Raw genomic sequence first — 23,769 nt, forward strand, 5'->3', positions numbered from 1 at the left:
CACCTCCGGTCGGCCCGGCCAGCAAGGCGTGAGGTGGTGGGCAAGTCCACTGAAGCTTTCGACAAACCCCGCCCACACCGGTTCGCCGAAATCCGCTGGTAGGCAGATCGCGAATCGAACCGGCCGGTCCCTTGCGCAAAGGAAAGGGTACTGGCGAAATACCCCTGCAGAGACTGAAGCGTCAGCATCGGGGAATTCGGCCGCCACCGGCGGGGCAAGAGACGACTCGGTCGTGGCCGGCAGGCTGAATGAGCCCGACATTCCGGGCGGTTACGAGGCACCGCAGAAATAGCCTAAGCCATTGATATTACAGAGAAAAGATGGTGGCGGAGAGGGTGGGATTCGAACCCACGGTACCCTCGCGGGTACAACGGTTTTCGAGACCGCCCCGATCGACCACTCTGGCACCTCTCCGCAGAAGAGTCTGGTCGTCAAGGCGGCGGAAGATAGTCGAGGGCCGACCGCTTGCAAAGGGAAAAATTGCAGGCCGCCGGCCCTACCACCGCGCTATTCCGCCGCCGGCTGGAACACCCCCTTGACCGGCAGGGGCTCGTCCAGCTTCTGCCAGTCGATCAGGATGTCGCCGGCCTCGTGCTCGTACTGGAGGGCGCCGATCGCCGCGTATTTCGGCCGCACCTTGTCGGTCAGCAGGCCCACGCGCTTGAAGTTCGGCATCAGCCGCTCGAACAGCAGGTGCTGGAAGATGTGGGTGACGTGGCTTTTGAGAATGTGCTCGCGCGCTGCCTCGACGTCGAAGCCGTATTCCGCCGCCACATCCATGCCGAACAGGCGGTCGCGCATGATCAGCGCCGCCTGGTAGGCGAATTCGGCGCGGTCCTCGATCTCCTGCTCGGGCAGGGTCTTGATCCAGTCTTCCAGGTAGTTGACGCCGAAGGCGACGTGGCGGCCCTCGTCGCGCATCACCAGTTCGACCACCTGCTTGAGCAGGGGATCGCGCGTGGTCTGCACCATGGTGCCGAAGGCGGCCAGCGCCAGGCCCTCGATGATCAGCTGCATGCCGATGAACTTGAGGTCCCAGCGGCTATCGACCAGCACCTTGTCGATCAGGGCCTTGAGGTTGCCGTTCACCGGGTAGAGCCGGCCGCAGCGGTGGCGGATATAGGTGTTGAAGGCCTCGACGTGGCGCGCTTCGTCGAAGGTCTGGCTGGCGGCATAGAGCTTGGCATCGGCGGTCGGCGCGCAGGAGACGAGCTGCGAGGCCACCAGCATCGCACCCTGCTCGCCGTGCAGGAACTGGGCGAGCGTCTGGGCATGGGCCTTCCAGGCAAAGCGCACCTTCTCCTCGTGCGGCAGGGCCTCGTATTCGCCATAGCCGTTGAACGGCATGGTCAGCGGGTCCATGGGGAAATCGTCGAAATCGACCGGCATGTCCCAGTCGACATCGAGCGTCGCATTCCAGTTGTGCCGCTTGCCCAGCTCGTAGAGCCGGCGGATCTTGGCATTGGCGCTGTCGTAGTCCCAGTTGAAGGAACCCAGCAGCGGCGTCTTGAAGATCTCGCGGATCGTCTCGACATCGTCCTGGGTCAGGCGTTGGGCGAGTTCATCCTCGCTGAAGACCCGGACGCCCTGGGGTGGTTGCTCGACCAGACGAACACGCATGTCATCCTCCGCAATTGGCTTGGCCTTTGGCCTTGTTGGCTCGCTGCCCGCCTGTCCCGGTCGGCGCAGGGCCAAATGACAAATTGTCACTTGGTTGATCGCAGTAGGCCGCAGACGCGGGCGGCCACGCATTGCGCTGGATCAATGCAGCCGCCATGATGCCGCTGAAAATCGAGACCCTCCGCCCGTGCCCGTTGGGCCCCTCGCCGGGAGCGTGATCATGACCCGCGCCGCTGCCATCGCCCTGGCCCTCGAGTGCCTGGCGCCGCGCCTGGGCGAGAAGGATCGCGCCGCGATCATCGACCGGGCGCTGGGCAGTCACGGCCTGCGCCAGGCCTCGGCGCAATCGGCCGCCTGGCTTGCCCTGGTTTCCTATGCCCGCCACGGCTTCACCGATTACGACGACCTGCTGGCCGAGGGCTACGACCGGGCCTCGGCACGGCATTTCACCCTGGAGGCGACCCAGGCGGTGCTCGACGGCTGGGGCTGCCCCCACCCGGTCGCGGTCGACGACACGGTGGTGACCCAGGCAGCCGGGGGCGCCCGCTGACATCGGCCCCTTACTTCCCGTTGACAGCCAATCGGGCGTGGGTATAGTGCGCCCTCTCGCGGTGAACCGTCAGGTTTGCCGTGGTTTCCATGTTTGGGCACCCGAACGGGGCCCGCGCTGCATAACGACAGCGGCATGCCGGCGGCCATCGTGGCCAGGCGTGTGCAAGAAGGACTGGGTTTAAGATGTTTGCGGTTATCAAGACCGGCGGCAAGCAGTACAAGGTCGCCGAGCAGGATGTCATCACCGTCGAGCGCCTGGAAGGCGAAGCCGGTAGTGTGATCTCCTTCGACCAGGTGCTGATGGTCGGCGAAGGCGAGAGCTTCACGGTCGGTGCGCCGGTCGTGGCGGGCGCGGTGGTGTCGGCGCAGATCGTCGGCCAGGCGCGCGCCCCAAGCTGATCGTCTTCAAGAAGCGCCGTCGCCAGAATTCGCGCCGCAAGAACGGCCATCGCCAGGACCTCACCGTCCTGAAGATCACCGGCATCACTGCCGCCTGATCCCGCGACAACGATTTGTAAGATAGGAGCGGACAATGGCTCACAAAAAAGCAGGCGGTTCATCGCGTAACGGTCGTGATTCGGCCGGTCGTCGCCTGGGCGTCAAGAAGTACGGCGGCGAGGCCGTGATCGCCGGCAACATCATCGTGCGTCAGCGCGGCACCAAGATCCATCCCGGCACCAATGTCGGCATGGGCAAGGACCACACCCTGTTCTCGCTGGTCGAGGGCAAGGTCACCTTCGCCGTCGGCAAGCTGGGCCGGACCTACGTTTCGGTCGAAACCCTCCCGGCGGCGGCGGAATAATCTGCCGCGCCTCGCCGCGGCCCTTCAGGCCCGCGGCGGAATAGGCGGGATCGAAGGGCCCGGCGGCAACGCCGGGCTTTATTCGTTTTGGAACCGAGCGCATGAAGTTTCTCGACTACGCCAAGATCTACATCCGCAGCGGCGACGGCGGCGCCGGCTGCGTCTCGTTCCGGCGCGAGAAGTTCATCGAATTCGGCGGGCCCGACGGCGGTGACGGCGGCCGCGGCGGCGACGTCGTGATCGAATGCGTCGACAACCTCAACACCCTGCTCGACTACCGTTACCAGCAGCACTTCAAGGCCCAGACCGGCATCCACGGCATGGGCAAGGATCGCCACGGCGCCAACGGCAAGGACATCGTGCTGAAGGTCCCCGTGGGCACCCAGATCCTTTCTGGGGAGGGGACGAGGACGAGGAAACCCTGTTCCACGACTTCACCAAGGCGGGCGAGCGCATCGTCTTTGCCAAGGGCGGCAACGGCGGCTTCGGCAATGCCCATTTCAAGGGCCCGGGCAACCAGGCCCCGCGCCACGCCAATCCCGGCCAGCCCGGCATCGAGATGACCATCGTGCTGCGCCTGAAACTCATCGCCGATGCCGGCCTGGTCGGCCTGCCCAATGCCGGCAAGTCCACCTTTCTGTCGGCCACCTCGCGGGCCCGGCCCAAGATCGCCGACTACCCCTTCACCACGCTCAAGCCCCAACTGGGCGTGGTCGCGGTCGACGAGGAGGAATTCGTCCTCGCCGACCTGCCGGGCCTGATCGAAGGCGCGCACGAGGGGGTGGGCCTGGGCGACCAGTTCCTGGCCCATGTCGAACGCTGCAACGTGCTGATCCACCTGGTGGACGGCACGCAGGAAGACCCGCAAGGCGCCTATCGCACGATCCGGCGCGAGCTGCGCGCCTATGGCAATGGCCTCATCGACAAGCCCGAGATCATCGCGCTGAACAAGGCCGATGCCCTGACGCCTGAAGAGATCGAGGAAAAGGCCGGCGCCATCGCCCGCTCCGCCCGCAAGTCGCGCAAGGCGATCTTCGTCATCTCGGGCCAGAGCGGCCAGGGCATCACCGATCTGCTGCGCACGGCCATGGTGCCGATCCGCGAGCGCCGCGCGGCCGATGCCCTGCGCGACCGCCCGGCCCGCGCGCCCACCCCGCCGGAGGCCTGGCGACCGTGACGATCAAGGTGAATTGCGCCACCCCTTGATCGCCTCTCAATCACGGTCCCAACCATGACCATCACCGATATCGCCACCCTCGCCACGGCCGACCGGCTGAAGGCGGCCACCCGTATCGTCGTCAAGATCGGTTCCGCCCTGCTGGTCGACCAAGCCAAGGGCACCCTGCGCCGCCACTGGCTGGAAGGGGTTGCCGCCGATGTGGCAGGGCTCAAGGCCCGCGGCCAGGACGTCGTCATCGTCTCGTCCGGCGCCATCGCCCTGGGCCGGCGGGTGCTGAACCTGCCCAAGGGGCCGCTGAAGCTGGAGGAGAGCCAGGCGGCGGCCGCGGTCGGGCAGATCCGCCTGACCCACGCCTGGGCCGAGGTGCTGGCCGCCCATGATCTTTCCACCGCCCAGGTCCTGCTGACCCTGGACGATACCGAGAACCGCCGGCGTTACCTCAATGCCCGCTCGACCATGGCGACCCTGCTGCGCCTTTCCGCCGTGCCGGTGATCAACGAGAACGACACCGTCGCCACCTCGGAAATCCGCTATGGCGACAACGACCGCCTGGCGGCGCGGGTGGCCGAGATGGCCTCTGCCGATTGCCTGATCCTGCTTTCCGACATCGACGGCCTCTATACCGCCAATCCCAATGTCGACCCCGCCGCGCGGCGCCTGGACACGGTCACCGGCATCACGGCGGAAATCGAGGCGATGGCGGGTGAGCCGGTCTCGGGCGTCGGCTCGGGCGGGATGATCACCAAGGTGGCAGCGGCCCGCATCGCGCTGGCGGCCGGCTGTTCCATGGTCATTGCCTCGGGCCATGTCGACCGGCCGATCTCGGCCCTGGCCGCCGGGGCCGGCTGCACCTGGTTCCTGGCCGAGCGCAGCCCGCGCCAGGCACGCAAGCTGTGGATCGGCGGCAGCTTAGGCCCCAAGGGCCGGCTGATCGTCGACGAGGGTGCCGTTCGGGCGCTGGCCGCGGGCAAGAGCCTGCTGCCGGCCGGGGTGCGGCAGGTCGACGGCGAGTTCAGCCGGGGCGATGCGGTGATCGTCGTCGGGCCGGACGGCCGGGCCCTGGGCCGCGGCCTGGTCGCCTATGGCCACGAGGACGCCCGCGCCATCGCCGGGCACAAATCCGGTGAAATCGAGGCCCTGCTCGGCTACCGTGGCCGGGATGAGATGATCCATCGCGACGACCTCGCCCTGGACGGCCGGTGACAATCATGCGCGAAGCAACCAAGGCCCTGCCCGCCGAACCCCTCGATGCCACCGCCCTGGTCGCCGACATGGGCCGCCGCGCCCGTGCCGCCGCCGCCATCCTGGCGCAGCTTTCTCCCGAGGCCAAAACCGCCGCCCTCAATGCCGCCGCCGCTGCCATCCGCGCGGCCACGCCGGCGATCCTGGCCGCCAATGCGATCGACCTGGAACAGGGCCGGGCACGGGGCATGAAGGCCGCCTTCCTGGACCGCCTGGCGCTCGATGCCGGCCGCATCGAGGGGATTGCCAAGGGCCTGGAGGTGGTCGCCGCGCTGCCCGATCCGGTGGGCACGGTGATCGCGCAATGGGACCGGCCCAACGGCCTGCACATCCAGCGGGTGCGGGCACCCATCGGCGTGATCGGCATCATCTATGAAAGCCGGCCCAATGTAACCGCCGACGCCGGCGCCCTGTGCGTGCGCTCGGGCAATGCCGCGATCCTGCGCGGCGGCTCGGAGGCGCTGGCCTCGTCCCGCGCCATCCATGCCGCCATGGTCCAGGGTCTGGCCGCCCATGGCGTGCCCCTGGACGCCGTGCAACTGGTCGAGACCGGCGACCGCGCCGTGGTCGGCGCCATGCTGGCGGCGCAGGGTCTGATCGACGTGATCGTGCCGCGCGGCGGCAAGTCGCTGGTCGCCCGGGTCCAGACCGAGGCCCGGGTACCCGTGCTGGCCCACCTGGATGGCAATTGTCACACCTATGTCGACGGCGCGGCCGATCTCGCCATGGCCTTGAGCGTGGTGCGTAACGCCAAGCTGCGCCGCACCGGCATCTGCGGCGCGACCGAAACCGTGCTGGTGGCCAAGGCGGCGCAGGCGTTCCTGGCACCGATCGCGACCATGCTGCTGGATGCCGGCTGCGAAGTGCGCGGCGACGCGGCGACCCAGGCGGTCGACGCCCGGGTGAAGCCCGCGACCGATGCCGACTGGGACACGGAATACGAGGATGCCATCGTCGCCATGAAGCTGGTCGACGATGTCGACGCCGCCATCGCCCATGTCGAGCGCCACGGCAGCCATCACACCGACGCGATCATCACGCAGGATCCGGTAGCGGCCGAGAAGTTCCTGGCCGGCGTCGATTCCGCCATCGTCATGGTCAATGCCTCGACCCAGTTCGCCGACGGCGGCGAATTCGGCTTCGGCGCCGAGATCGGCATCGCCACCGGCCGCCTCCATGCCCGCGGCCCGGTGGGTGCCGAACAGCTCACCACCATGAAGTACCTGGTGCGCGGCACCGGCCAGATACGCCCTTGATTACTTCACCCCGTGTCGTCGTCAGGCCCTCTCCGCCGCTCGCGGGGGAGAGGGAGGGGACCCGTCGCGCAGCGATGGGGAGGGTGAGGTGGTCTGCGGGACAGGCTGCGCCTTACGCCGACCACCCACCTCACCCCACCCTCTCCCCCTGAAGGGCGGAGAGGGCTACCAAGCCTTGTGGCATCGGGCATGACCCGGTCCATCCGTACCGCCGCGGCCGCCGGCGGGCTGACCATCGGGCTGTTCGGCGGGTCGTTCAATCCGGCGCACAGCGGTCACCTGGACCTGAGCCTGGCCGCCCTGCGCCACCTGGGGCTCGACGAGGTCTGGTGGCTGGTCTCGCCGCAGAACCCGCTCAAGCCCATGAACGGCATGGCGCCCTTTGCCGAACGTTTCGCCACGGCGCAGGCCGTCGCCCGGCACCCGCGCCTGGTCGTCACCGACATCGAAACCAGGCTGGGCACGGTCTATACCGCGCAGACCCTGCGCCGGCTGACCGCGCGCTTTCCGCGCCTGCGTTTCGTCTGGCTGATGGGGGCCGACAACCTCGCCACCATCCACCGCTGGCGCGACTGGCAGGACATCTTCGACCGTGTCGCCGTTGCCGTCTTCGACCGGCCTTCCTATTCTTTGACCGCATTGGGCGGGCCGGCAGCCCGGCGATTCGCGCGCGTCCGGCAGCACGGACCAGCGTTGCGCACCCTGAAATTTGCCAAGCCGCCCGTCTGGGGCTTCGTCACCATGAAATTGAACCCGGTTTCCGCCAGCGCCATTCGGGCGGCCCGGGCCCACAACAAGTAGGAGGATACCCTGGCCCCGCGTAAAAAGATCACGGACGAGATCCCGCCCGAAGCAGCCCCAAGAAGAAGGCTGCGCCCAAGAAAGTCGTCGCCGCCGAGGTGGTGCAGAAGAAACTGCCGGCCAAGAAGCTGAAGGCCGAACCGGCCGAGACGATCGCCGAAAAGCCCAAGCGGGCCCGCGCCAAGAAAGTCGCCGAGGAGACGGTCGCCGCCGAACCCGCGCCCAAGAAGTCGCGCGCCAAGCCGAAGGCGAAAAAGAAGGCCGGCCCGACCGATGGCGCCAAGGTCCTGCTCGACCTGGTGGTCAAGACGCTGGACGACAACAAGGGCGAGGAGATCCTGACCATCGACCTGGCCGGCAAGTCCTCGATCGCCGATTTCATGGTCATCGCCAACGGCCGCTCGGGGCGGCAGGTGACGGCGCTGGCCAATTACGTCGTCGATGCCATCGCCAAGGCCGGGCTGCCGCCCTGCCGCACCGAGGGCAAGAGCGCCGGCGACTGGGTGCTGATCGATGCGGGCGATGTCATCGTCCACCTGTTCCGTCCGGAGGTGCGCGAGTTCTACAAGCTCGAGAAGATGTGGCAGGCCGATTTCCGCCCTGAAGCCGAGCACGAGTGAGCCTGGGGCTCAAACTGGCGATCGTCGCCGTCGGCCGGTTCGGGGGGAAAGACCCCGAGCGGGCCTTGTTCGAGACCTACGCCGCCCGGATGAAACCGCCGATCGAGTTGATCGAGGTCGAGGAGCGGCGCCTCAGCGGTCCCGCCCGGCAAAAGCGCGAAGGCGAGTTGCTGCTGGCGGCGGTGCCGGCAAGTGCCGCCATCGTCGCCATGGACGGCCGGGGCGAGGTCCTGTCGTCGGAAGCCCTGGCCGCGCGGCTGAACCGGCTGCGATCCCAGGCGGCCGGCCGGGTCGCCTTCCTGATCGGCGGGGCGGACGGGCATGATGACGCGGTTCGCAGCCGGGCCGCCTTCTGCTATTCCTTTGGCCCCGCGACATGGCCGCACCTGATGGTCCGTGCCATGCTCGCAGAGCAGCTATACCGCGCCTCGACGATCCTGGACGGGCATCCTTATCACCGTGCTTGAGTTATCCAGGTGACTGTTTCCTCAAGGTTCTGCCATGACTGACGCCGCCCTGACCGTTTCCCCGCAAAAGCCCGTGGTGCTGTGCATCCTGGACGGCTGGGGCTGGCGCGAGGGTGGCGAGGACAATGCCATCGCCAAGGCGCGGACGCCCAATTACAACCGCCTGCTCGACACCTGCCCGCGCGCCCTGATCGAAACCTCAGGGCTCTCGGTCGGCCTGCCGGAAGGCCAGATGGGCAATTCCGAGGTCGGCCACATGAACCTGGGCGGCGGCCGGGTGGTGATGCAGGACCTGCCGCGCATCGACCAGGCCGCGGCCGACGGCTCCCTGGCCGAGAATGCCACCCTGCTCAAGGTGATCGAGGCGACCAAGGCCCGTGGCGGCACGCTGCACATCCTGGGCCTGCTGTCGCCGGGCGGCGTGCATTCCCACCAGGAACACATGGCTGCCCTGGTCAAGATCGCCTCGACCCATGGGATCAAGGTCGCGGTTCACGCCTTCACCGACGGCCGCGATACGCCACCCCAGAGCGCGCTCGAATTCCTGGGCGACTTCCAGGCCGCGCTGGCCGACGTGCCCGGCTGGTCGATCGCCACGGTCAGCGGGCGCTATTTCGCCATGGACCGCGACAAGCGCTGGGACCGCGTCTCGCAAGCCTTCGCCGCCCTGGTCGAGGGCCAGGGCGCCCAGGCGCCGAGCGCGCGGGCAGCGATCGAGGCGTCCTATGCCGCCGGCGTGAACGACGAGTTCGTCAAGCCCGCGGTGATCGGCAGCTATCGCGGCATGAATGACGGCGACGGCCTGCTGATGGCCAATTTCCGGGCCGACCGGGCGCGCGAAATCCTGGTCGCGCTGCTCGATCCCCATTTCGACGGCTTTGCCCGCGAACGCCTGCCCCGCTTTGCCGGGGTCGCCGGCATGGTCGAATATTCGAGCCAGTTGACCGCCCTGATCCCGGCGATCTTCCCGGCCGAACGGGTCGAGGATCCCCTGGGCGCCGTGGTGGCCAAGGCCGGCATGACGCAGTTGCGCATCGCCGAGACCGAGAAATACGCCCACGTCACCTTCTTCTTCAACGGCGGCGAGGAAACCGTGTTCGCGGGCGAGGACCGCATCCTGGTGCCCAGCCCCAAGGTCGCGACCTACGACCTCGAGCCCGCCATGGCGGCCGTCGAGGTGACCGACCGCCTGGTCGAGGCGATCACGGGGAAGAAATATGACCTGATCGTGGTCAACTACGCCAACCCGGACATGGTCGGCCACACCGGCTTCATGGCCGCCGCGATCACCGCGGTCGAGACCATCGATGCCTGCCTGGGGCGCCTGTCGGGGGCGGTCGAACAGGCTGGCGGCGTCATGCTGGTCACGGCCGACCACGGCAATATCGAGCAGATGTTCGATCCGCAGACCGGCGGCGCCTACACCGCCCATACCACCAACTTGGTGCCGGCCCTGCTGGTGAATGCCGCGGCCAAGGTGGAGCTGCGCAGCGGCCGGCTGGCCGATATCGCACCGACCCTGCTGCCCTTCCTGGGGCTGGACCAGCCGGCGGCGATGACCGGGCGGGCGCTGCTGGCGCCGGCCGGAACGGGGGTCGCCGGCCATGCCCCGCGTCACGCCAGCGCCTGACCGCACCCTTTGCCTGACAGCCCTGTTCCTGGCGGCGGCCGGTCTTGGCCCCGCCTGTCTCGCCTTTGCCCAGGATGCCGACCCCGACAAGCTGCGCGCCGTCCAGGGCGAGTTGGACGAGGCCCGGCGCCGCCGGGCGGCACTCGCCGATGAACAGACCCGCCTGGCGGCCGAGGTCGCCCGCCTGAAGGATGAATTGGTGCAGCGGGCCACCAGCCTGCGCGCCCGTGAATCGGAGGCGACCGCGCTGGAACGGCGCCTGGCCGAGTTGGGCGCCTCGGAAGCGGAGAAGCTGGCCGCCCTGGCCGACCGGCGGGCCGCCTTGTCGCGCCTGCTGGGGGCGCTCACCCGCCTGTCGCGCCGGCCGCCGGTGTTGCTGATGGTGGAGCGGCAGAACGCGCTGGAACTGGCCCACACCGGCACCGTGCTGCGCGACCTGGTTCCGCACCTGCGCGACCGCGCCTTGGCCCTCAGCCGCGACCTCGCGGCCCTTGGCGCCCTGCGCGCCCGCCTAGCCTCCGACCGGGCCAGCCTGGAGGCGACCCTCTCGGCCCTGGCGATCGAACGGGGCGAAATCGACCGGCTGCTGGCGCAGAAGGCACAGGACAGCAAGCGCCTGGCGCAACTCGAGCAGACCGAACGGCGCCGAGTCGACAGCCTGGCGGCCCGGGCCAAGTCGATCGAGGAGCTGATCGCGGCGGTCGAACGGGAACGCGAGGAGCAGGCCCGCCAAGCGGCCCAGGCGGCCGCCCGCGCCGCCGCCGAGCGGATCGCGGCGCAGGCCGCGGCCCAGCCGCCCCAGGCACAGGCCGTGGCCGCAGCGCCCCCCGAGGTGCCCGACACACCCGCGCAGGCGGCACCGGCGCCCGCCATGGCCCGCTTTTCAACCCTGAGGGGCAAATTGGCCTGGCCGGCGGCGGGCGAGATCGTCGCCCGCTTCGGCCAGGCCCAAGGCAACGGCCTGACCTCGCGCGGGTTTCGCCTCGCCACCAGGGCCGGGGCCGCGGTCACCAGTCCTGCCGCCGGGGATGTCGCCTTCGCCGGTCCGTTCCGCGGCTACGGGCAGCTATTGATCCTGGCACAAGGCGACGGGTATCATCTGCTTCTCGCGGGGATGGAGCGGATCGACGTGGCCGTCGGACAGAAGGTTTTGGCGGGCGAGCCGGTCGGGCAAATGGCAGGGGCCAATGACGGCGCCCGGCCAATGTTGTATGTCGAGCTCAGGCACGATGGCGAGCCGGTCGACTTGACTCCCTGGCTCGTTCCAGGTGCTACCAAGGTAAGCGGATGATGCGAATGAATCGTGCACTGACGGCCCTGCTCGCGTTTGCTGCGGGGGCAGCCATTCCCCTATGTGTCCAGGCCGGCACCGCCGAGACCTACCGACAGCTCAACCTGTTCGGCGACGTCTTCGAGCGCGTCAAGAGCGACTATGTGGACGAGGTCACCGACGAGAAGCTGGTCGAGGCGGCCATCAACGGCATGCTCGCCTCGCTCGACCCGCATTCCAGCTACATGAACGCCAAGGCCTTCTCGGACATGCAGGTCCAGACGCGCGGCGAATTCGGTGGCTTGGGGATAGAGGTCACCATGGAGAACGGCTTCGTCAAGGTGGTGACCCCCATCGACGATACCCCCGCCTCCCGCGCCGGCCTGAAGACCGGCGACTATATCGTGGCGCTGGACGGCAAGGAGGTCCTGGGCCTGACCCTGCAGGACGCGGTCGAGAAGATGCGCGGCCCCGTGGATTCCAAGATCGTCGTCTCGATCAAGCGCGAGGGCATCGCCAAGCCCTTCGACGTGACGCTGACCCGCGCCGTGATCAAGATCCGTGCCGTGCGCTGGCGCCGCGAGGGCGACGTCATCTATGTCCGCATCACCCAGTTCAACGAGCAGGTGGACGTCAACCTGAAGAAGGCGATCACCGACCTGACCCGCGAGATTGGGCCGGACAAGGTGAAGGGCATCGTGCTCGACCTGCGCAACGATCCCGGCGGCCTGCTCGACCAGGCGATCGCGGTCTCGGACGAATTCCTCGACCGCGGCGAGATCGTCTCGACCCGCGGCCGCCAGCCCGACGACGTGTCGCGTTACAGTGCAACCCGCGGCGACCTGGTCGACGGCAAGCCGGTGGTGGTGCTGATCAACGGCGGCTCGGCCTCGGCCTCGGAAATCGTCGCCGGCGCCCTGCAGGACCACAAGCGCGCCTTCATCATGGGCACGCGGTCGTTCGGCAAGGGTTCGGTCCAGACCATCATCCCGCTGCCCAACCAGGGTGCCTTGCGCCTGACCACGGCGCGCTACTTCACGCCGTCGGGCCGCTCGATCCAGGCCAAGGGCATCGAGCCGGATCGCGAAGTGATCCAGCCGCCGCCCGAAGGCAGCAAGCCCGAGGATGCGCCGCAGCTCCGCTCGGAGGCCGACCTGCCCAACCACCTGCCCGGCGACGGCGATGGCGCCGAGGACGACAAGCCGCGCAGCGCCGAGGAAATCCCCGAGGATCGCAGCAAGGACTTCCAGCTCGACGAAGCGCTCAAGGTGATCGGCACCCTGAAGGTGGTCGACGGCAAGCTGGTCCAGAACTGACGAACGCAAGACGCGGGGCGCGCGGGCAATGACCACGAGCCACGACACGCCGCAGGACAAGAAGCGGGACGAGCCGGCGGACGGCTCGCCCCGCCGGCCGCCGGTCGTCCTCTATCTCGCGCTGGCGCTCGCGGCCGCCCTAGGCGCCGCCGTTGCCTGGGTGGTGCTGAGCGCCCCGCCGCCGCCGCAAGCCGCGTCGGTCGCGATCGCGCCGGCCCCAGCCGCGCCCCCCCAGCCACGCCGGCCCCGGAAGCGCCACCGACCGAAGCACCACCGCCGGAAGCCACCGCCGCCGCGCCGCCCGAAACGCCTGCGCCTGAAGCACACCCGGCCGAGCCTGCGCCGCCCGAACCGGCGGTAGGCGGCAGCCTGCCTTCCCCGGCTTCCGGGATCCAGGACACCGTGCCGACGCCCGCCGTCGAGCCGCCGCATGCGCCGCCGGCCGAGCCATCGCACGCACCGCCGGCCGAGCCGCCGCACGCACCGCCTGAAGCCGCGCCGGCGCCTGCCGCCGCACCGGTCGGCGCGCTCTCCCCCGCGCCGGACCCGGCCCTGATCGAGCCGGGACGCGAGGGATCCCTGCCGATCATCGGCGCCGACGGCCGCCAGGCCTGGCGGGTCTATGCCCGGCCCTTCGCCGATACCACCGCCCGGCCGCGCATCGCCATCATCGTGGCGGGCCTGGGTCTGCGCGAATCGACCTCGCAGGAGGCCATCGCCAGGCTGCCGGCCGATGTAACCTTAAGTTTCACACCCTATGCCCGCAACCTCGAGGATTGGACGGCCCGGGCGCGCGGCGCCGGCCACGAGATCCTGATGCAGGTGCCGATGGAACCGGTGGATTTCCCGACCAGCGACCCCGGCCCCAAGGCCCTGATGACCGGCCTCGGCCCGAACGACAACCGGGCGCGCCTGGAATGGACCCTGGCCCGTGCCACAGGCTATGTCGGCGTGATGACCTATATGGGCTCGCGCTATACCAGCAATGCCGACGCGGTGACGGCCACGGCCGAGATTCTCAAGGCGCGCGGGCTGATGATCCTGGACAGCCACACCGCCGACCAGTCGACGGTCGCCGGCGTCGCCGGCCGGCTGGGCCTGCCCCATGCGGTCGCAACCCGTTTCATCGATGCGACGCCGACGCGCGCGGCCGTCGATGCCAGGCTCGCCGAGCTGGAGCGCTTCGCCCAGCAGAACGGCGCCGCCATCGGGATCGCCGCGGATTACCCCGGCTCGATCGAGCGGATCGCCGCCTGGGCGGCGGGGCTCGAAGCCCGCGGCTTCGTCCTTGCCCCGGTCAGTGCGCTGGCCGACACCACGACCGCCGAGTAGGAGATTATGGACATTACAGCCCTGCCCTACCGGCCCTGCGTCGGCATCATGCTGATCAACCAGGACAACAAGGTCTTCGTCGGCCAGCGCTTGGACCAGATCGCGGAAGCCTGGCAGATGCCCCAGGGCGGCATCGACCCGGGCGAAAGCCCCGAGGTCGCCGCCCTGCGCGAGTTGAAGGAAGAGGTCGGCACCGACAAGGCCGAAATCATCGCGCAAAGCCGGGACTGGCTGACCTACGACCTGCCGGCCGACCTGATCGGCAAATTGTGGAAGGGCCGCTATCGCGGGCAGAGGCAGAAATGGCTCGCCATGCGTTTCCTAGGCGACGACCGGGATATCGACATCGCTACCCACGAGCCCGAGTTCATGGCCTGGCGCTGGATCGAGCCCGACCTGCTGCCCGACGTCATCGTCCCCTTCAAGCGCGATCTCTATACCCAGATCGTCGCCGAGTTCCGCCACCTGTTCCCGCGTTGAGGCCCAACTATTATGAGTAAACCCGCACCGGACCGGGCTGCGCCCAAGGGCGAGATGGTTCTGCTACACGGGGCGTTCAGCGGCGGCTGGGCGATGGAGGGCTGGGCCGAGGTGATGCGGGCACGGGGCTGGAACTGCCATACCCCCAGCCTGCTGCACCACGACACGCCCGCCCACGGGCGCCCGCATCCCGATCTGGGGCGGACCGGCCTGACCGATTTTGCCGACGACATCGCCCACAAGATCAAGGCGCTGCCGGAAAAGCCGGTGATCGTCGGCCATTCCATGGGCGGCCTCGTCGCGCAGATGCTGGCCGGCCGCAACCTGGCCCGTGCCATCGTCCTGCTGGCCCCCAGCCCGCCCTGGGGGGTGATGCCCTCGACCGATTTCGAGGTCCTCTCAGCCGTCGGCATGGTTGCCACCCTGGGCATCTTCTGGGATGGCCCGATCCATCCGGTCTACCGGGTGGCGCGGGATCACACCCTGAACCGCCTGCCGCGGGACGAGGCGCGGGCGGTCTTCGCCCGTTTCGTGCCCGAATCCGGCCGCGCCGTGTTCGAGATCATGCATTCGATCTGGGACATCCGCCGCGCCAGCCGGGTCGAGCCGTGGACGGTCAAATGCCCGGTTTTCGCTGCGGCGGGCAGCGACGACCGGGTGAATTCGCCGCGCACGGTCCAGCGGATCGCCAGCCGCTACCAGGACAGCGGCCGCTCGGTGTTTCGCGAATACGAAGGTTTCAGCCATTGGATGCTGAGCGAGCCGGGCTGGGAGGCAATCGCCCGCGACGGCGCCGACTGGCTGGACACGATCGGGCCATGATCCGCGCCCTGTCCCTGGCGGCGGGAATCGGGCTGCTGGCGACCGCGGCACCGGCCAGGGCCGATATCGCACCGCCCCCGACCGACGACAGCACCCTGGTCGAGATCGTGCCGCCGGGCGAGCTGGACGGCAGTTGGCGTGTGGTGACCAACGACAAGGCCGAGATCCCGATCGTCACCCTGGATATCGCCCATGCCGCGGACGAGGCGCGGGCGGCCGGGGTCTTTACCGCCCTGCCGGGCCTGTGCCCGCCGGCCACCGCGGGCGACGATTGCGAATGGGACGGCATCACCGGCGAAGTGACCGACATCGTGCTGACCGATACCGGGGTGCTGATCAGCTTCAACCCCAGCGCCGGCGCCGACGACGAGCAGAACCTGCGCCTTGCCCCGCAGCCGGACGGCTCGTGGACCGGCACCCTCGACGGTCAGCCGCCGCGCAAGGTGAAGATGAGCCGCCCGCCCGAATAGGGCCTAGCCGTCGACACCCATGATGCCCGGCGACTGGGGCCCGAACAGGATCTGGCGCACCGCACGGGCGAAATTGTCGATCAGGACATCGTCGGGCAGGCCGGGCAGCGGTTCCATGGCAACACCGTTGATGTTGTCGCGCAGCACGACAAGATCGCCGCTGGCGGCAACCTGGCCCGTCTTGGGCCCGACCAGTTGCACCCGGCCATCCAACTGGCCGCCAAGCGCCAGGGCCGTATTGCCGGTGCCCGTCCCCTTGACGTAGTTGGTCAGGGAAACCTCGAGGTTAAGGGGATAGCTGCCGTTGGGATTGGTGGCGAACTCCCCCTCCAGGCGCTTCTGCAGGGCGGTGTCGATACGGTCGGGAATGCCGGGGCCATTGACCGTCACCTTGACCACGCGCACGGCCGGCGTGAGCAGGGCCTGATAGGGCGACGGCTCGGGTTCGCAGGCGGCGATGCCGATGGCGGCCGTCACCAGGACAGCCAGGCGGAAGACATGGCGCAGCATCGAGTAATCCCCAGCCCCGAGAAACCAGCCGCGTATTGTTGCCGCGACGGCCCCTCGCGGGCAAGTGCCGCTGAAAAATTAGCCCTCTCCGCCCCCGAGCTACAGGATCCGCAGATCTGCTTCGGCGGAGCACAAAGCCCTCTCCTCCGAGGGAGGAGAGGGTTGGGTGAGGAGGTCGTAGAGCCGCAGGACACCAGCATCGTAAGGTGGATCAGGCCGCTTCGAGGTGCCGGCGGATCTCCTCGATGACTCCGGTCAGATTCGTCATCACCTCATTGTTCCAGAAGCGGATGACACGATAGCCGTGTCTGGCGATCACGGCCGTTCGTGACGCATCTGCTGCCACGCTTAGCGCATGCTGGCCGCCATCGAGCTCAATCACCAAACGCCGCTTGGGACAGGCGAAATCAACGAAATAGGGACCGATCGGGTGCTGGCGCCGGAATTTCCAGATCAGGTTGGCCTCGAGCAGAGCACGCCATAGCCGTTTCTCCGCCTCGGTGGCATCACGACGAAGGCGGCGGGCGACAAGGGTCTGCGGGCTGACGGTCATGAGATGAATTTGTCCGACGATCTCCTGCCCCACAACCTCCTCACCCAACCCTCTCCTCCCTCGGAGGAGAGGGCTTTGTACGCGGCGGAGAGGGTGTCGACTAAGCGGCCGTGCGTTCCAGCTTGCGGGTGCGCCTTGCCCACAGCCACCAGGCGCCGCGCTGGGTGATGGCGGCAACGGGGCCGTGCGGTTGCAGGCCAATGGCCTTCATCATCATCGAGATCGCCCGGGCCAGGTGGCCATAGCGATAATTGCGATAGGCGCGCCGGCCATAGGCATTCAGCGACCGCACCCGGTCGTAGGGCATGTCGGCGCCGAAATTGGCGCAATGGAAGGCATAGGACAGTTCGTCGTCATCCGCCTCGTTGATCCGGCCCAGCGCCACGCGCAGTTTCGAGAACAGGCTCATCTGGTCGGGATTGTAACGCTTGAGATTGTCGTAGAAGAGCTTGAAGTGACGGAACTCGTCGCCGGCGATCATGTGGCAGATCTGCTTCAGGACCGGTTCCTCGGCGGCATCGCGAATCGCGCTGTAATAGCTCGACGTGCCACATTCGACGACGCAGCGCGCCAGCAGTTCCGCCGCGCGCGAACCGCGCACCGAATCGGTCACATCCAGCGGCAGCCGATAGCCCGCGCGGAACCGGCGCAGGCTGTCTTCGAAATCGAAACGGGGATCGGCATGCTTGGCCCAGGCGGCCAGCGCCAGCCCGTGCATCTCCTCCTCGTCGCCCCAGCGGCGGATCAGCCCGTGCAGGTCGACGTCATCCTTGAAGACGTTCAGCAGATAGGTGACATAGTCGCGGCTGTTGGCCTCGACCAGACTTGCCGCCTTGACGGCCATGACCATGTCCGGGTCAATCTTGGTCGGGTCGAAATTCTCCCACCCGATATCATCAAGTCCCCATTGACGGCCCATGCCTACTCTCTCCCGCTGCCGTGGCCTGCGTGTCGGAATTCTAGCACAAGCGGCTGGCGCAAATCAGCCATAGCCCGGTATAGGCGCGGAAAGTGTGACACGCAAGCTACAGCCGCCCCGTTGCCGGGACCGATCGCGCAACCCGATCGGTGCTATTCGGTCGGGACGGCCGCCGCCCTGGCCCGGAATACCGTCGCCATGGCAACCAGACGTCCATATTCGGGGCGTATTTGCTCGGGCATGGTGATGTTTATCCCGACGGCGCCGTTTGCCGACAGTTTGTAGAACATGAAGGACCGGATGCCGTCGACCGGCGCCGGGGGGTTCTTCTCGGGAATCCAGCCGCTGTCCTCGTCCTGCAGCATGGCGATCGTGGCCTCGGCGGCATCCAGACTGTCCAGCAGGGCCACCCGGCAGCGATCGACCGGTGTCGGCAGCAGGACAAAGGTTTGAATCTGGCCCTCAATGCCTTCGGTCGCGGTCCAGAACATCTTCTGGCCCTCCAGATCGACCGAGACGGCCTTGATTTCCTGCGCCGGCGCCCGGCTCGGATCCTCCATGCCGCCGCGGAACCCGGTACGATCCCCGATGGCAACGGCATCGCCCATGGTCTTGGCGGTCGAGATCAGTTCGGCACAGAAACCAGCAGCGCCGGCAAAGAACTGCTCGGCCAGGGGCCGGCCCTCTGGTGCCGGTGCGGATGCCTCGGGTGCCGCCGCGGTGGCCCCCGTCTCCTCCGGCGTTTCGCAACCAGCCAGCAGGAACCCCGCAAAACCGAGCACGACCGGCATCAGGCGCAGGCTATCCCGGATCGGCCTTGCCATGGCTGTCCCCCTTTGATGGCGTTGCCGGAAAGATAAGGCCGGCCGGCGGACAAGCAAACCGTCCTGTTCGGCAATCCACCGGACCCGCGAAAAGTTCCCGGCGGCGACGGGAGAGCCAGGGTCTGCGCTGCAAACGACAACGGCGGCCCGATGGGCCGCCGTCGTTCAACTCGGTCGATGTGCCGGATCAGGCGGCGTCGAGGACTTCCCGAATCGCCTGGGCCCGGGTTTCGGCGCGCAGGCGCTGGGTGTCGTCCGCGGCAGCGGCGATGTCCGCCTCGGCATCCTTCAGCTTGGCCTGCCAGTCGGCCTTCTTGGCGGTGGCGAGGTCGATCGCCTCCTCCGCCAGGATGGTCAGGCCGTCGGGCGTCACCTGGGCGAAGCCGCCGCGCACGAACAGGCGCGTGGAGACCTTGCCGGCCTCGTAGACCTCGACCACGCCGGTGCGCACCAGGGCGACCAGCGGGGCATGGTCCGGCAGGACGCCGAAATCGCCGTCGGCACCCGGCACCACCACCTGCTCGACATCCGCCGAGAACAGCAGCTTTTCCGGGCTCACCAGTTCGAAATGGACCTTGTCGGCCATCTGTCTTCAGCCTTCCTCAGGCGGCCTCGGCCGCCATCTTCTTGGCCTTTTCGACCGCTTCCTCGATGGTGCCGACCATGTAGAAGGCGGCCTCGGGCAGGTGGTCGTATTCGCCGTTGGCGATCGCCTTGAAGCCCTTGATGGTGTCCGCGAGGGCCACGAACTTGCCGGGCGCCCCGGTGAACACTTCCGCGACATGGAACGGCTGGGACAGGAAGCGCTGGATCTTGCGGGCGCGCGCGACCGTCAGCTTGTCCTCTTCCGAGAGTTCGTCCATGCCCAGGATGGCGATGATGTCCTGGAGCGACTTGTACTGCTGCAGGATCGACTGGACCTTGCGGGCCGTCTCGTAGTGCTCCTGGCCGACGACGCGCGGATCGAGAATGCGCGAGGTCGAGTCGAGCGGGTCGACCGCCGGGTAGATGCCCAGCTCGGCGATCTGGCGCGACAGCACGGTGGTGGCGTCCAGGTGGGCGAACGAGGTCGCGGGCGCCGGGTCGGTCAAGTCGTCGGCCGGCACGTAAATCGCCTGCACCGAGGTGATCGAACCCTTCGAGGTGGTGGTGATGCGTTCCTGCAGGTTGCCCATTTCCGTGGCGAGCGTGGGCTGGTAACCCACCGCCGAAGGAATACGGCCCAGCAGCGCCGACACTTCCGAACCCGCCTGGGTGAAGCGGAAGATGTTGTCGACGAAGAACAGCACGTCCTGGCCTTCCTGGTCGCGGAAGTATTCGGCCATGGTGAGGCCGGTCAGGGCGACGCGGGCGCGGGCACCCGGCGGTTCGTTCATCTGGCCATAGACCAGGGCGGCCTTGGAGCCCGGGCCATCGGGAACGATCACGTTCGACTCGATGAACTCGTGATAGAGGTCGTTGCCCTCGCGGGTACGCTCGCCCACGCCGGCGAACACCGAGAAGCCGCCGTGGCCCTTGGCGATGTTGTTCACCAGTTCCATGATCAGCACGGTCTTGCCCACGCCGGCGCCGCCGAACAGGCCGATCTTGCCGCCGCGCGCGTAAGGCGCCAGCAGGTCGACGACCTTGATGCCGGTGGCCAGCACCTGGGCTTCCGTCGACTGCTCGATGAATTCCGGGGCCTTGGCATGGATGGGGGCCGACCGGGTGGCGCCGATCGGGCCGCGGTCGTCGATCGGCTCGCCGATGACGTTGATGATGCGGCCCAGCACTTCCGGGCCCACCGGCACGGTGATCGGGGCGCCGGTGTCGGTCACGGGCATGCCGCGGACCAGGCCGTCGGTGGTGTCCATGGCGATGGTGCGCACGCTGGACTGACCCAGATGCTGCGCCACTTCCAGCACCAGGCGGTTACCCTGGTTGGTGACTTCCAGCGCGTTCAGGATGGGGGGCAGTTCGCCGTCGAAATCGACGTCAACCACCGCACCGATGACCTGGGTGACACGACCCATCTGCGTAGCCATTTCTGCCTTCCTCATTTCCCTCAGAGCGCCTCGGCGCCCGAGATAATCTCGATCAATTCCTTGGTGATCGCGGCCTGACGGGTCCGGTTGTAGGTCAGCGTCAGACGGTTGATCATGTCGCCCGCGTTGCGGGTCGCATTGTCCATGGCGCTCATGCGCGAGCCTTCTTCGGACGCCGCATTCTCCAGCAGCGCACGATAGATCTGCACCGCGACGTTGCGCGGCAGCAGGGCGGCGAGGATCTCTTCCTCGTCGGGCTCGAAGGTGAAGATCGCACCCTTGAGATCCGGGCCGTTACCCACCTCGGCCACATCCGGCAGCGACGCCGGAATGATCTGCTGGGCGGTGGGGAACTGCTGGATCGCGCTCTTGAAGCGTGAGTAGAACACGGTGGCGACGTCGAACTGGCCGGCCTCGAACAGCTCGAAGGTACGCTCGGCGATCTTGCGCGCAATCTCGAAGCCCTGCTTGCGGATACCGCCGTGGACTTCGATGGTCTCGATGATCAGCCTGGCATAGTCGCGGCGCAGGGCGTCACGACCCTTGCGGCCGACGCAGAGGATCTTGACCTCCTTGCCTTCGGCGATCAGCGACTGGATCTTCTGGCGGGCCAGGCGCGTGATCGACGAGTTGAAGCCGCCGCACAACCCGCGCTCGGCGGTGGCGACGACCAGCAGGTGGACCTGGTCGCGCCCCGTGCCCGAAAGCAGCTTGGGGTTGGCATCGCTGGCCGGCACGCCGGCGGCAAGCGCCGCCAGCACCTGCTCCATGCGCGCGGCATAGGGCCGTGCGGCTTCGGCCGCTTCCTGGGCGCGGCGCAACTTCGACGCCGCGACCATTTTCATGGCCTTGGTGATTTTCTGAGTGGACTTGACGCTGTTGATGCGCAGCTTCAGGTCCTTGAGGCTCGCCATGGCTGGCTATCCCTTACGCTACTTGGCCGGGGCGTCAGGCGAAGCGCTTGACGACGGCGTCGAGCACCGCGGCCAGCTTCGTTTCCGTGTCCTTCGACAAGGCCTTCTCGGTCCGGATGGCTTCGAGGATTTCCGCATGCTTGGTGCGGACGTCGTTGAGCAACGCCGTCTCGAATTCGCCGATCTTGGCGACCGGCAGCTTGTCGAGATAGCCCTTCACGCCGGCGAAGATCGAGACCACCTGCTCCTCGACCGGCATCGGCGAGAACTGGGCCTGCTTCAGCAGCTCGGTCAGGCGCGCGCCGCGGTTCAGCAGGCGCTGGGTCGAGGCGTCGAGGTCCGAGCCGAACTGGGCGAAGGCCGCCATTTCGCGGTACTGCGCCAGTTCCAGCTTGATGGTGCCGGCAACCTGCTTCATCGCCTTGATCTGCGCGGCCGAACCCACGCGGGAGACCGACAGGCCGACGTTGATGGCCGGACGGATGCCCTGGTAGAACAGGTTGGTCTCGAGGAAGATCTGGCCGTCGGTGATCGAGATCACGTTGGTCGGGATATAGGCCGAGACGTCGCCGGCCTGGGTCTCGATGATGGGCAGCGCGGTCAGCGAGCCGGCGCCGTTGGCGTCCGACATCTTGGCGGCGCGCTCGAGCAGGCGGCTGTGGAGATAGAACACGTCGCCGGGATAGGCTTCGCGGCCTGGCGGACGGCGCAGCAGCAGCGACATCTGGCGGTAGGCGACGGCCTGCTTGGACAGATCGTCATAAACGATCAGGGCGTGCATGCCGTTGTCGCGGAAGAACTCGCCCATGGTGCAGCCGGTGTAGGGCGCCAGGAACTGCAGGGGCGCCGGCTCGGACGCGGTCGCGGCGACCACGATCGAGTACTGCAGCGCGCCGTTGTCTTCCAGCATCTTCACGATCTGGGCCACGGTCGAGCGCTTCTGGCCGACCGCGACATAGATGCAATAGAGCTTCTTCGACTCGTCGGTGCCCTGGTTGATCGGCTTCTGGTTGATGAAGGTGTCGATCGCCACGGCGGTCTTGCCGGTCTGGCGGTCGCCGATGATCAGCTCGCGCTGGCCGCGGCCGACGGGCACCAGGCTGTCGATGGCCTTCAGGCCGGTCTGCATCGGCTCGTGCACGCCCTTGCGCGGAATGATGCCCGGGGCCTTGGTCTCGACGCGCTTGCGCACGACGTCGACCAGCGGGCCCTTGCCGTCGATCGGGTTGCCCAGACCGTCGACCACGCGGCCCAGCAGGCCCTTGCCCACCGGCACGTCGACGATGGTGCCGGTCCGCTTGACGACGTCGCCTTCCTTGATGGCGCGGTCGTCGCCGAAAATCACGATACCGACGTTGTCGGCCTCGAGGTTCAGCGCCATGCCCTTGATGCCGCCCGGGAACTCGACCATCTCGCCCGCCTGGACGCTGTCGAGGCCGTAGACGCGCGCAACGCCGTCACCGACCGACAGAACCTGACCGACCTCGGTGGTCTCGGCCTCAGCGCCGAAATTGGCGATCTGGTCCTTGAGGACGGCGGAGATCTCAGCGGCCCGGAGGTCCATTATGCAATTCCCTTCATGGCGACCGCGAGGCGGTCCAGCTTGGTTTTGAGGCTGCCGTCGATCTGGCGCGATCCGACTCGCACCACGAGGCCGCCGAGGAGGCTTTGATCGACTTTCGCGTCGATCACGACGGTCGCGCCGATCAGGCGCGACAATTCGGCTTTGAGCTGCGCGTCCTGGGCGGCGGTCAGCGGCTCGGCCGAGACCACGTTGGCCGTGACTTCGCCGCGGTTCTTGGCGGCCAGCGCGCGGAAGGCGCTGATCGCCGCCGGCAGCGCGAACAGGCGGCCGTTCCGGGCCAGCAGACGCACGAAGTTTGAGGCATAGGGGCCGATGCCGGCGCGCGACAGCAAGGCGGTCATGCCGCGTTCCTGCTCGTCGCGCTTGCGGATCGGGCTGCGCAGAAAGCGCCCCAGATCCGGCGATTCATCGATCAGCGCCGCGATACGAATGAGATCGCCTTCCACCGGGCCGATCGCATTGCCCTGCCTGGACAGATCGAACAGCGCCGAGGCGTAGCGCCCCGCAATTTGTGCAACGATCGATGATGAGGTTGCCAAGACCTGTCGCCCCCGGCAGCCGCCCCGCAGGGGCCACCTCT

General features: G+C 67.8%; 25 protein-coding genes, 1 tRNA gene and 2 pseudogenes. 17 read left to right on the top strand and 11 right to left on the bottom strand.

Features of this window, described 5'->3' with window-relative positions:
• Window positions 1-324 precede the first annotated feature (324 nt).
• A tRNA-Ser gene (locus tag D3874_RS17930) sits at window positions 325-414 on the bottom strand.
• A gap of 93 nt (window positions 415-507) precedes the next feature.
• Window positions 508-1,620 carry a ferritin-like domain-containing protein gene (locus tag D3874_RS17935; protein ID WP_119779275.1) on the bottom strand — a complete coding sequence of 371 codons (1,113 nt, stop codon included), beginning with the start codon at window positions 1,618-1,620 and terminating at the stop codon, window positions 508-510.
• Window positions 1,621-1,840: 220 nt separating this feature from the next.
• On the opposite strand from D3874_RS17935, the gene D3874_RS17940 reads away from it, so the two are divergent.
• The 17 genes and pseudogenes from D3874_RS17940 to D3874_RS18020 all read left to right on the top strand — a co-directional run bounded on the left by D3874_RS17940 (window position 1,841) and on the right by D3874_RS18020 (window position 15,860).
• Complete coding sequence (locus D3874_RS17940; protein WP_119782361.1) at window positions 1,841-2,170, top strand: DUF2293 domain-containing protein; 330 nt, start codon at window positions 1,841-1,843, stop codon at window positions 2,168-2,170.
• 185 nt (window positions 2,171-2,355) lie between these two features.
• Window positions 2,356-2,669, top strand: a pseudogene (gene rplU, locus D3874_RS17945) (50S ribosomal protein L21).
• A gap of 35 nt (window positions 2,670-2,704) precedes the next feature.
• Entirely contained in the window at window positions 2,705-2,974 is a 270-nt protein-coding gene (gene rpmA / locus D3874_RS17950; RefSeq protein WP_119779276.1) for a 50S ribosomal protein L27, read from the top strand.
• A 101-nt stretch (window positions 2,975-3,075) separates the two neighbouring features.
• Window positions 3,076-4,151 (top strand): annotated as a pseudogene (obgE, locus tag D3874_RS17955) (GTPase ObgE).
• Between the two features lie 54 nt (window positions 4,152-4,205).
• The gene (gene proB, locus D3874_RS17960; RefSeq protein ID WP_119779277.1) at window positions 4,206-5,357 is read left to right on the top strand and encodes a glutamate 5-kinase; all 1,152 of its coding nucleotides are present in this window, start codon (window positions 4,206-4,208) and stop codon (window positions 5,355-5,357) included.
• Window positions 5,358-5,362: 5 nt separating this feature from the next.
• Entirely contained in the window at window positions 5,363-6,652 is a 1,290-nt protein-coding gene (locus D3874_RS17965; RefSeq protein ID WP_119782362.1) for a glutamate-5-semialdehyde dehydrogenase, read from the top strand.
• A gap of 189 nt (window positions 6,653-6,841) precedes the next feature.
• On the top strand, window positions 6,842-7,453 hold the full coding sequence (locus D3874_RS17970; protein ID WP_119779278.1) for a nicotinate-nucleotide adenylyltransferase: 612 nt from the start codon (window positions 6,842-6,844) through the stop codon (window positions 7,451-7,453).
• 101 nt (window positions 7,454-7,554) lie between these two features.
• Window positions 7,555-8,073 carry a ribosome silencing factor gene (gene rsfS, locus D3874_RS30575; protein WP_233559998.1) on the top strand — a complete coding sequence of 173 codons (519 nt, stop codon included), beginning with the start codon at window positions 7,555-7,557 and terminating at the stop codon, window positions 8,071-8,073.
• On the top strand, window positions 8,070-8,540 hold the full coding sequence (locus D3874_RS17980; RefSeq protein ID WP_233560000.1) for a 23S rRNA (pseudouridine(1915)-N(3))-methyltransferase RlmH: 471 nt from the start codon (window positions 8,070-8,072) through the stop codon (window positions 8,538-8,540). The genes rsfS and D3874_RS17980 overlap by 4 nt, the downstream gene beginning before the upstream one ends.
• 34 nt (window positions 8,541-8,574) lie before the next feature.
• The gene (gpmI, locus tag D3874_RS17985) at window positions 8,575-10,170 is read left to right on the top strand and encodes a 2,3-bisphosphoglycerate-independent phosphoglycerate mutase (RefSeq protein ID WP_119779279.1); all 1,596 of its coding nucleotides are present in this window, start codon (window positions 8,575-8,577) and stop codon (window positions 10,168-10,170) included.
• Entirely contained in the window at window positions 10,145-11,461 is a 1,317-nt protein-coding gene (locus tag D3874_RS17990; protein WP_119779280.1) for a murein hydrolase activator EnvC family protein, read from the top strand. The genes gpmI and D3874_RS17990 overlap by 26 nt, the downstream gene beginning before the upstream one ends.
• Window positions 11,462-11,466: 5 nt before the next feature.
• Window positions 11,467-12,756 carry a S41 family peptidase gene (locus tag D3874_RS17995; RefSeq protein WP_119779283.1) on the top strand — a complete coding sequence of 430 codons (1,290 nt, stop codon included), beginning with the start codon at window positions 11,467-11,469 and terminating at the stop codon, window positions 12,754-12,756.
• Window positions 12,757-12,784: 28 nt separating this feature from the next.
• On the top strand, window positions 12,785-13,117 hold the full coding sequence (locus D3874_RS18000; protein WP_119779286.1) for a hypothetical protein: 333 nt from the start codon (window positions 12,785-12,787) through the stop codon (window positions 13,115-13,117).
• 41 nt (window positions 13,118-13,158) lie between these two features.
• Entirely contained in the window at window positions 13,159-14,088 is a 930-nt protein-coding gene (locus D3874_RS18005) for a divergent polysaccharide deacetylase family protein (protein ID WP_119779288.1), read from the top strand.
• Window positions 14,089-14,094: 6 nt separating this feature from the next.
• Window positions 14,095-14,568, top strand: coding sequence for an RNA pyrophosphohydrolase (locus D3874_RS18010; protein WP_119779291.1), 474 nt, complete (start codon window positions 14,095-14,097; stop codon window positions 14,566-14,568).
• A 12-nt stretch (window positions 14,569-14,580) separates the two neighbouring features.
• A complete protein-coding gene (locus tag D3874_RS18015; protein WP_119779294.1) occupies window positions 14,581-15,390 on the top strand; it encodes an alpha/beta hydrolase in 810 nt (269 codons plus the stop codon).
• Complete coding sequence (locus tag D3874_RS18020; RefSeq protein ID WP_119779297.1) at window positions 15,387-15,860, top strand: hypothetical protein; 474 nt, start codon at window positions 15,387-15,389, stop codon at window positions 15,858-15,860. The genes D3874_RS18015 and D3874_RS18020 overlap by 4 nt, the downstream gene beginning before the upstream one ends.
• Before the next feature lie 3 nt (window positions 15,861-15,863).
• On the opposite strand, the gene D3874_RS18025 is transcribed toward D3874_RS18020, so the two are convergent.
• The 9 genes from D3874_RS18025 to D3874_RS18065 form a co-directional block, all read right to left on the bottom strand.
• Window positions 15,864-16,370, bottom strand: coding sequence for a hypothetical protein (locus D3874_RS18025; protein WP_119779300.1), 507 nt, complete (start codon window positions 16,368-16,370; stop codon window positions 15,864-15,866).
• 211 nt (window positions 16,371-16,581) lie between these two features.
• Window positions 16,582-16,971 (bottom strand): endonuclease domain-containing protein, encoded by a 390-nt coding sequence (locus D3874_RS18030; RefSeq protein ID WP_233560002.1) that lies wholly within the window; start codon window positions 16,969-16,971, stop codon window positions 16,582-16,584.
• Window positions 16,972-17,023: 52 nt separating this feature from the next.
• Window positions 17,024-17,842, bottom strand: coding sequence for a ferritin-like domain-containing protein (locus D3874_RS18035; RefSeq protein WP_119779305.1), 819 nt, complete (start codon window positions 17,840-17,842; stop codon window positions 17,024-17,026).
• A 152-nt stretch (window positions 17,843-17,994) separates the two neighbouring features.
• Complete coding sequence (locus D3874_RS18040) at window positions 17,995-18,666, bottom strand: hypothetical protein (protein WP_119779307.1); 672 nt, start codon at window positions 18,664-18,666, stop codon at window positions 17,995-17,997.
• 187 nt (window positions 18,667-18,853) lie between these two features.
• Window positions 18,854-19,252, bottom strand: coding sequence for a F0F1 ATP synthase subunit epsilon (locus D3874_RS18045; protein ID WP_119779310.1), 399 nt, complete (start codon window positions 19,250-19,252; stop codon window positions 18,854-18,856).
• A 16-nt stretch (window positions 19,253-19,268) separates the two neighbouring features.
• The gene (atpD, locus tag D3874_RS18050; RefSeq protein ID WP_119782365.1) at window positions 19,269-20,690 is read right to left on the bottom strand and encodes a F0F1 ATP synthase subunit beta; all 1,422 of its coding nucleotides are present in this window, start codon (window positions 20,688-20,690) and stop codon (window positions 19,269-19,271) included.
• A 20-nt stretch (window positions 20,691-20,710) separates the two neighbouring features.
• Window positions 20,711-21,604 (bottom strand): F0F1 ATP synthase subunit gamma, encoded by an 894-nt coding sequence (locus D3874_RS18055; protein WP_119779312.1) that lies wholly within the window; start codon window positions 21,602-21,604, stop codon window positions 20,711-20,713.
• A gap of 34 nt (window positions 21,605-21,638) precedes the next feature.
• The gene (atpA, locus tag D3874_RS18060; protein ID WP_119779315.1) at window positions 21,639-23,168 is read right to left on the bottom strand and encodes a F0F1 ATP synthase subunit alpha; all 1,530 of its coding nucleotides are present in this window, start codon (window positions 23,166-23,168) and stop codon (window positions 21,639-21,641) included.
• A complete protein-coding gene (locus D3874_RS18065; RefSeq protein WP_119779317.1) occupies window positions 23,168-23,728 on the bottom strand; it encodes a F0F1 ATP synthase subunit delta in 561 nt (186 codons plus the stop codon). Before D3874_RS18065 ends, atpA begins: the two co-directional genes overlap by 1 nt.
• Between the last annotated feature and the right edge of the window lie 41 nt (window positions 23,729-23,769).

It is taken from the genome of Oleomonas cavernae (assembly GCF_003590945.1).
GTDB lineage: Bacteria > Pseudomonadota > Alphaproteobacteria > Zavarziniales > Zavarziniaceae > Zavarzinia > Zavarzinia cavernae.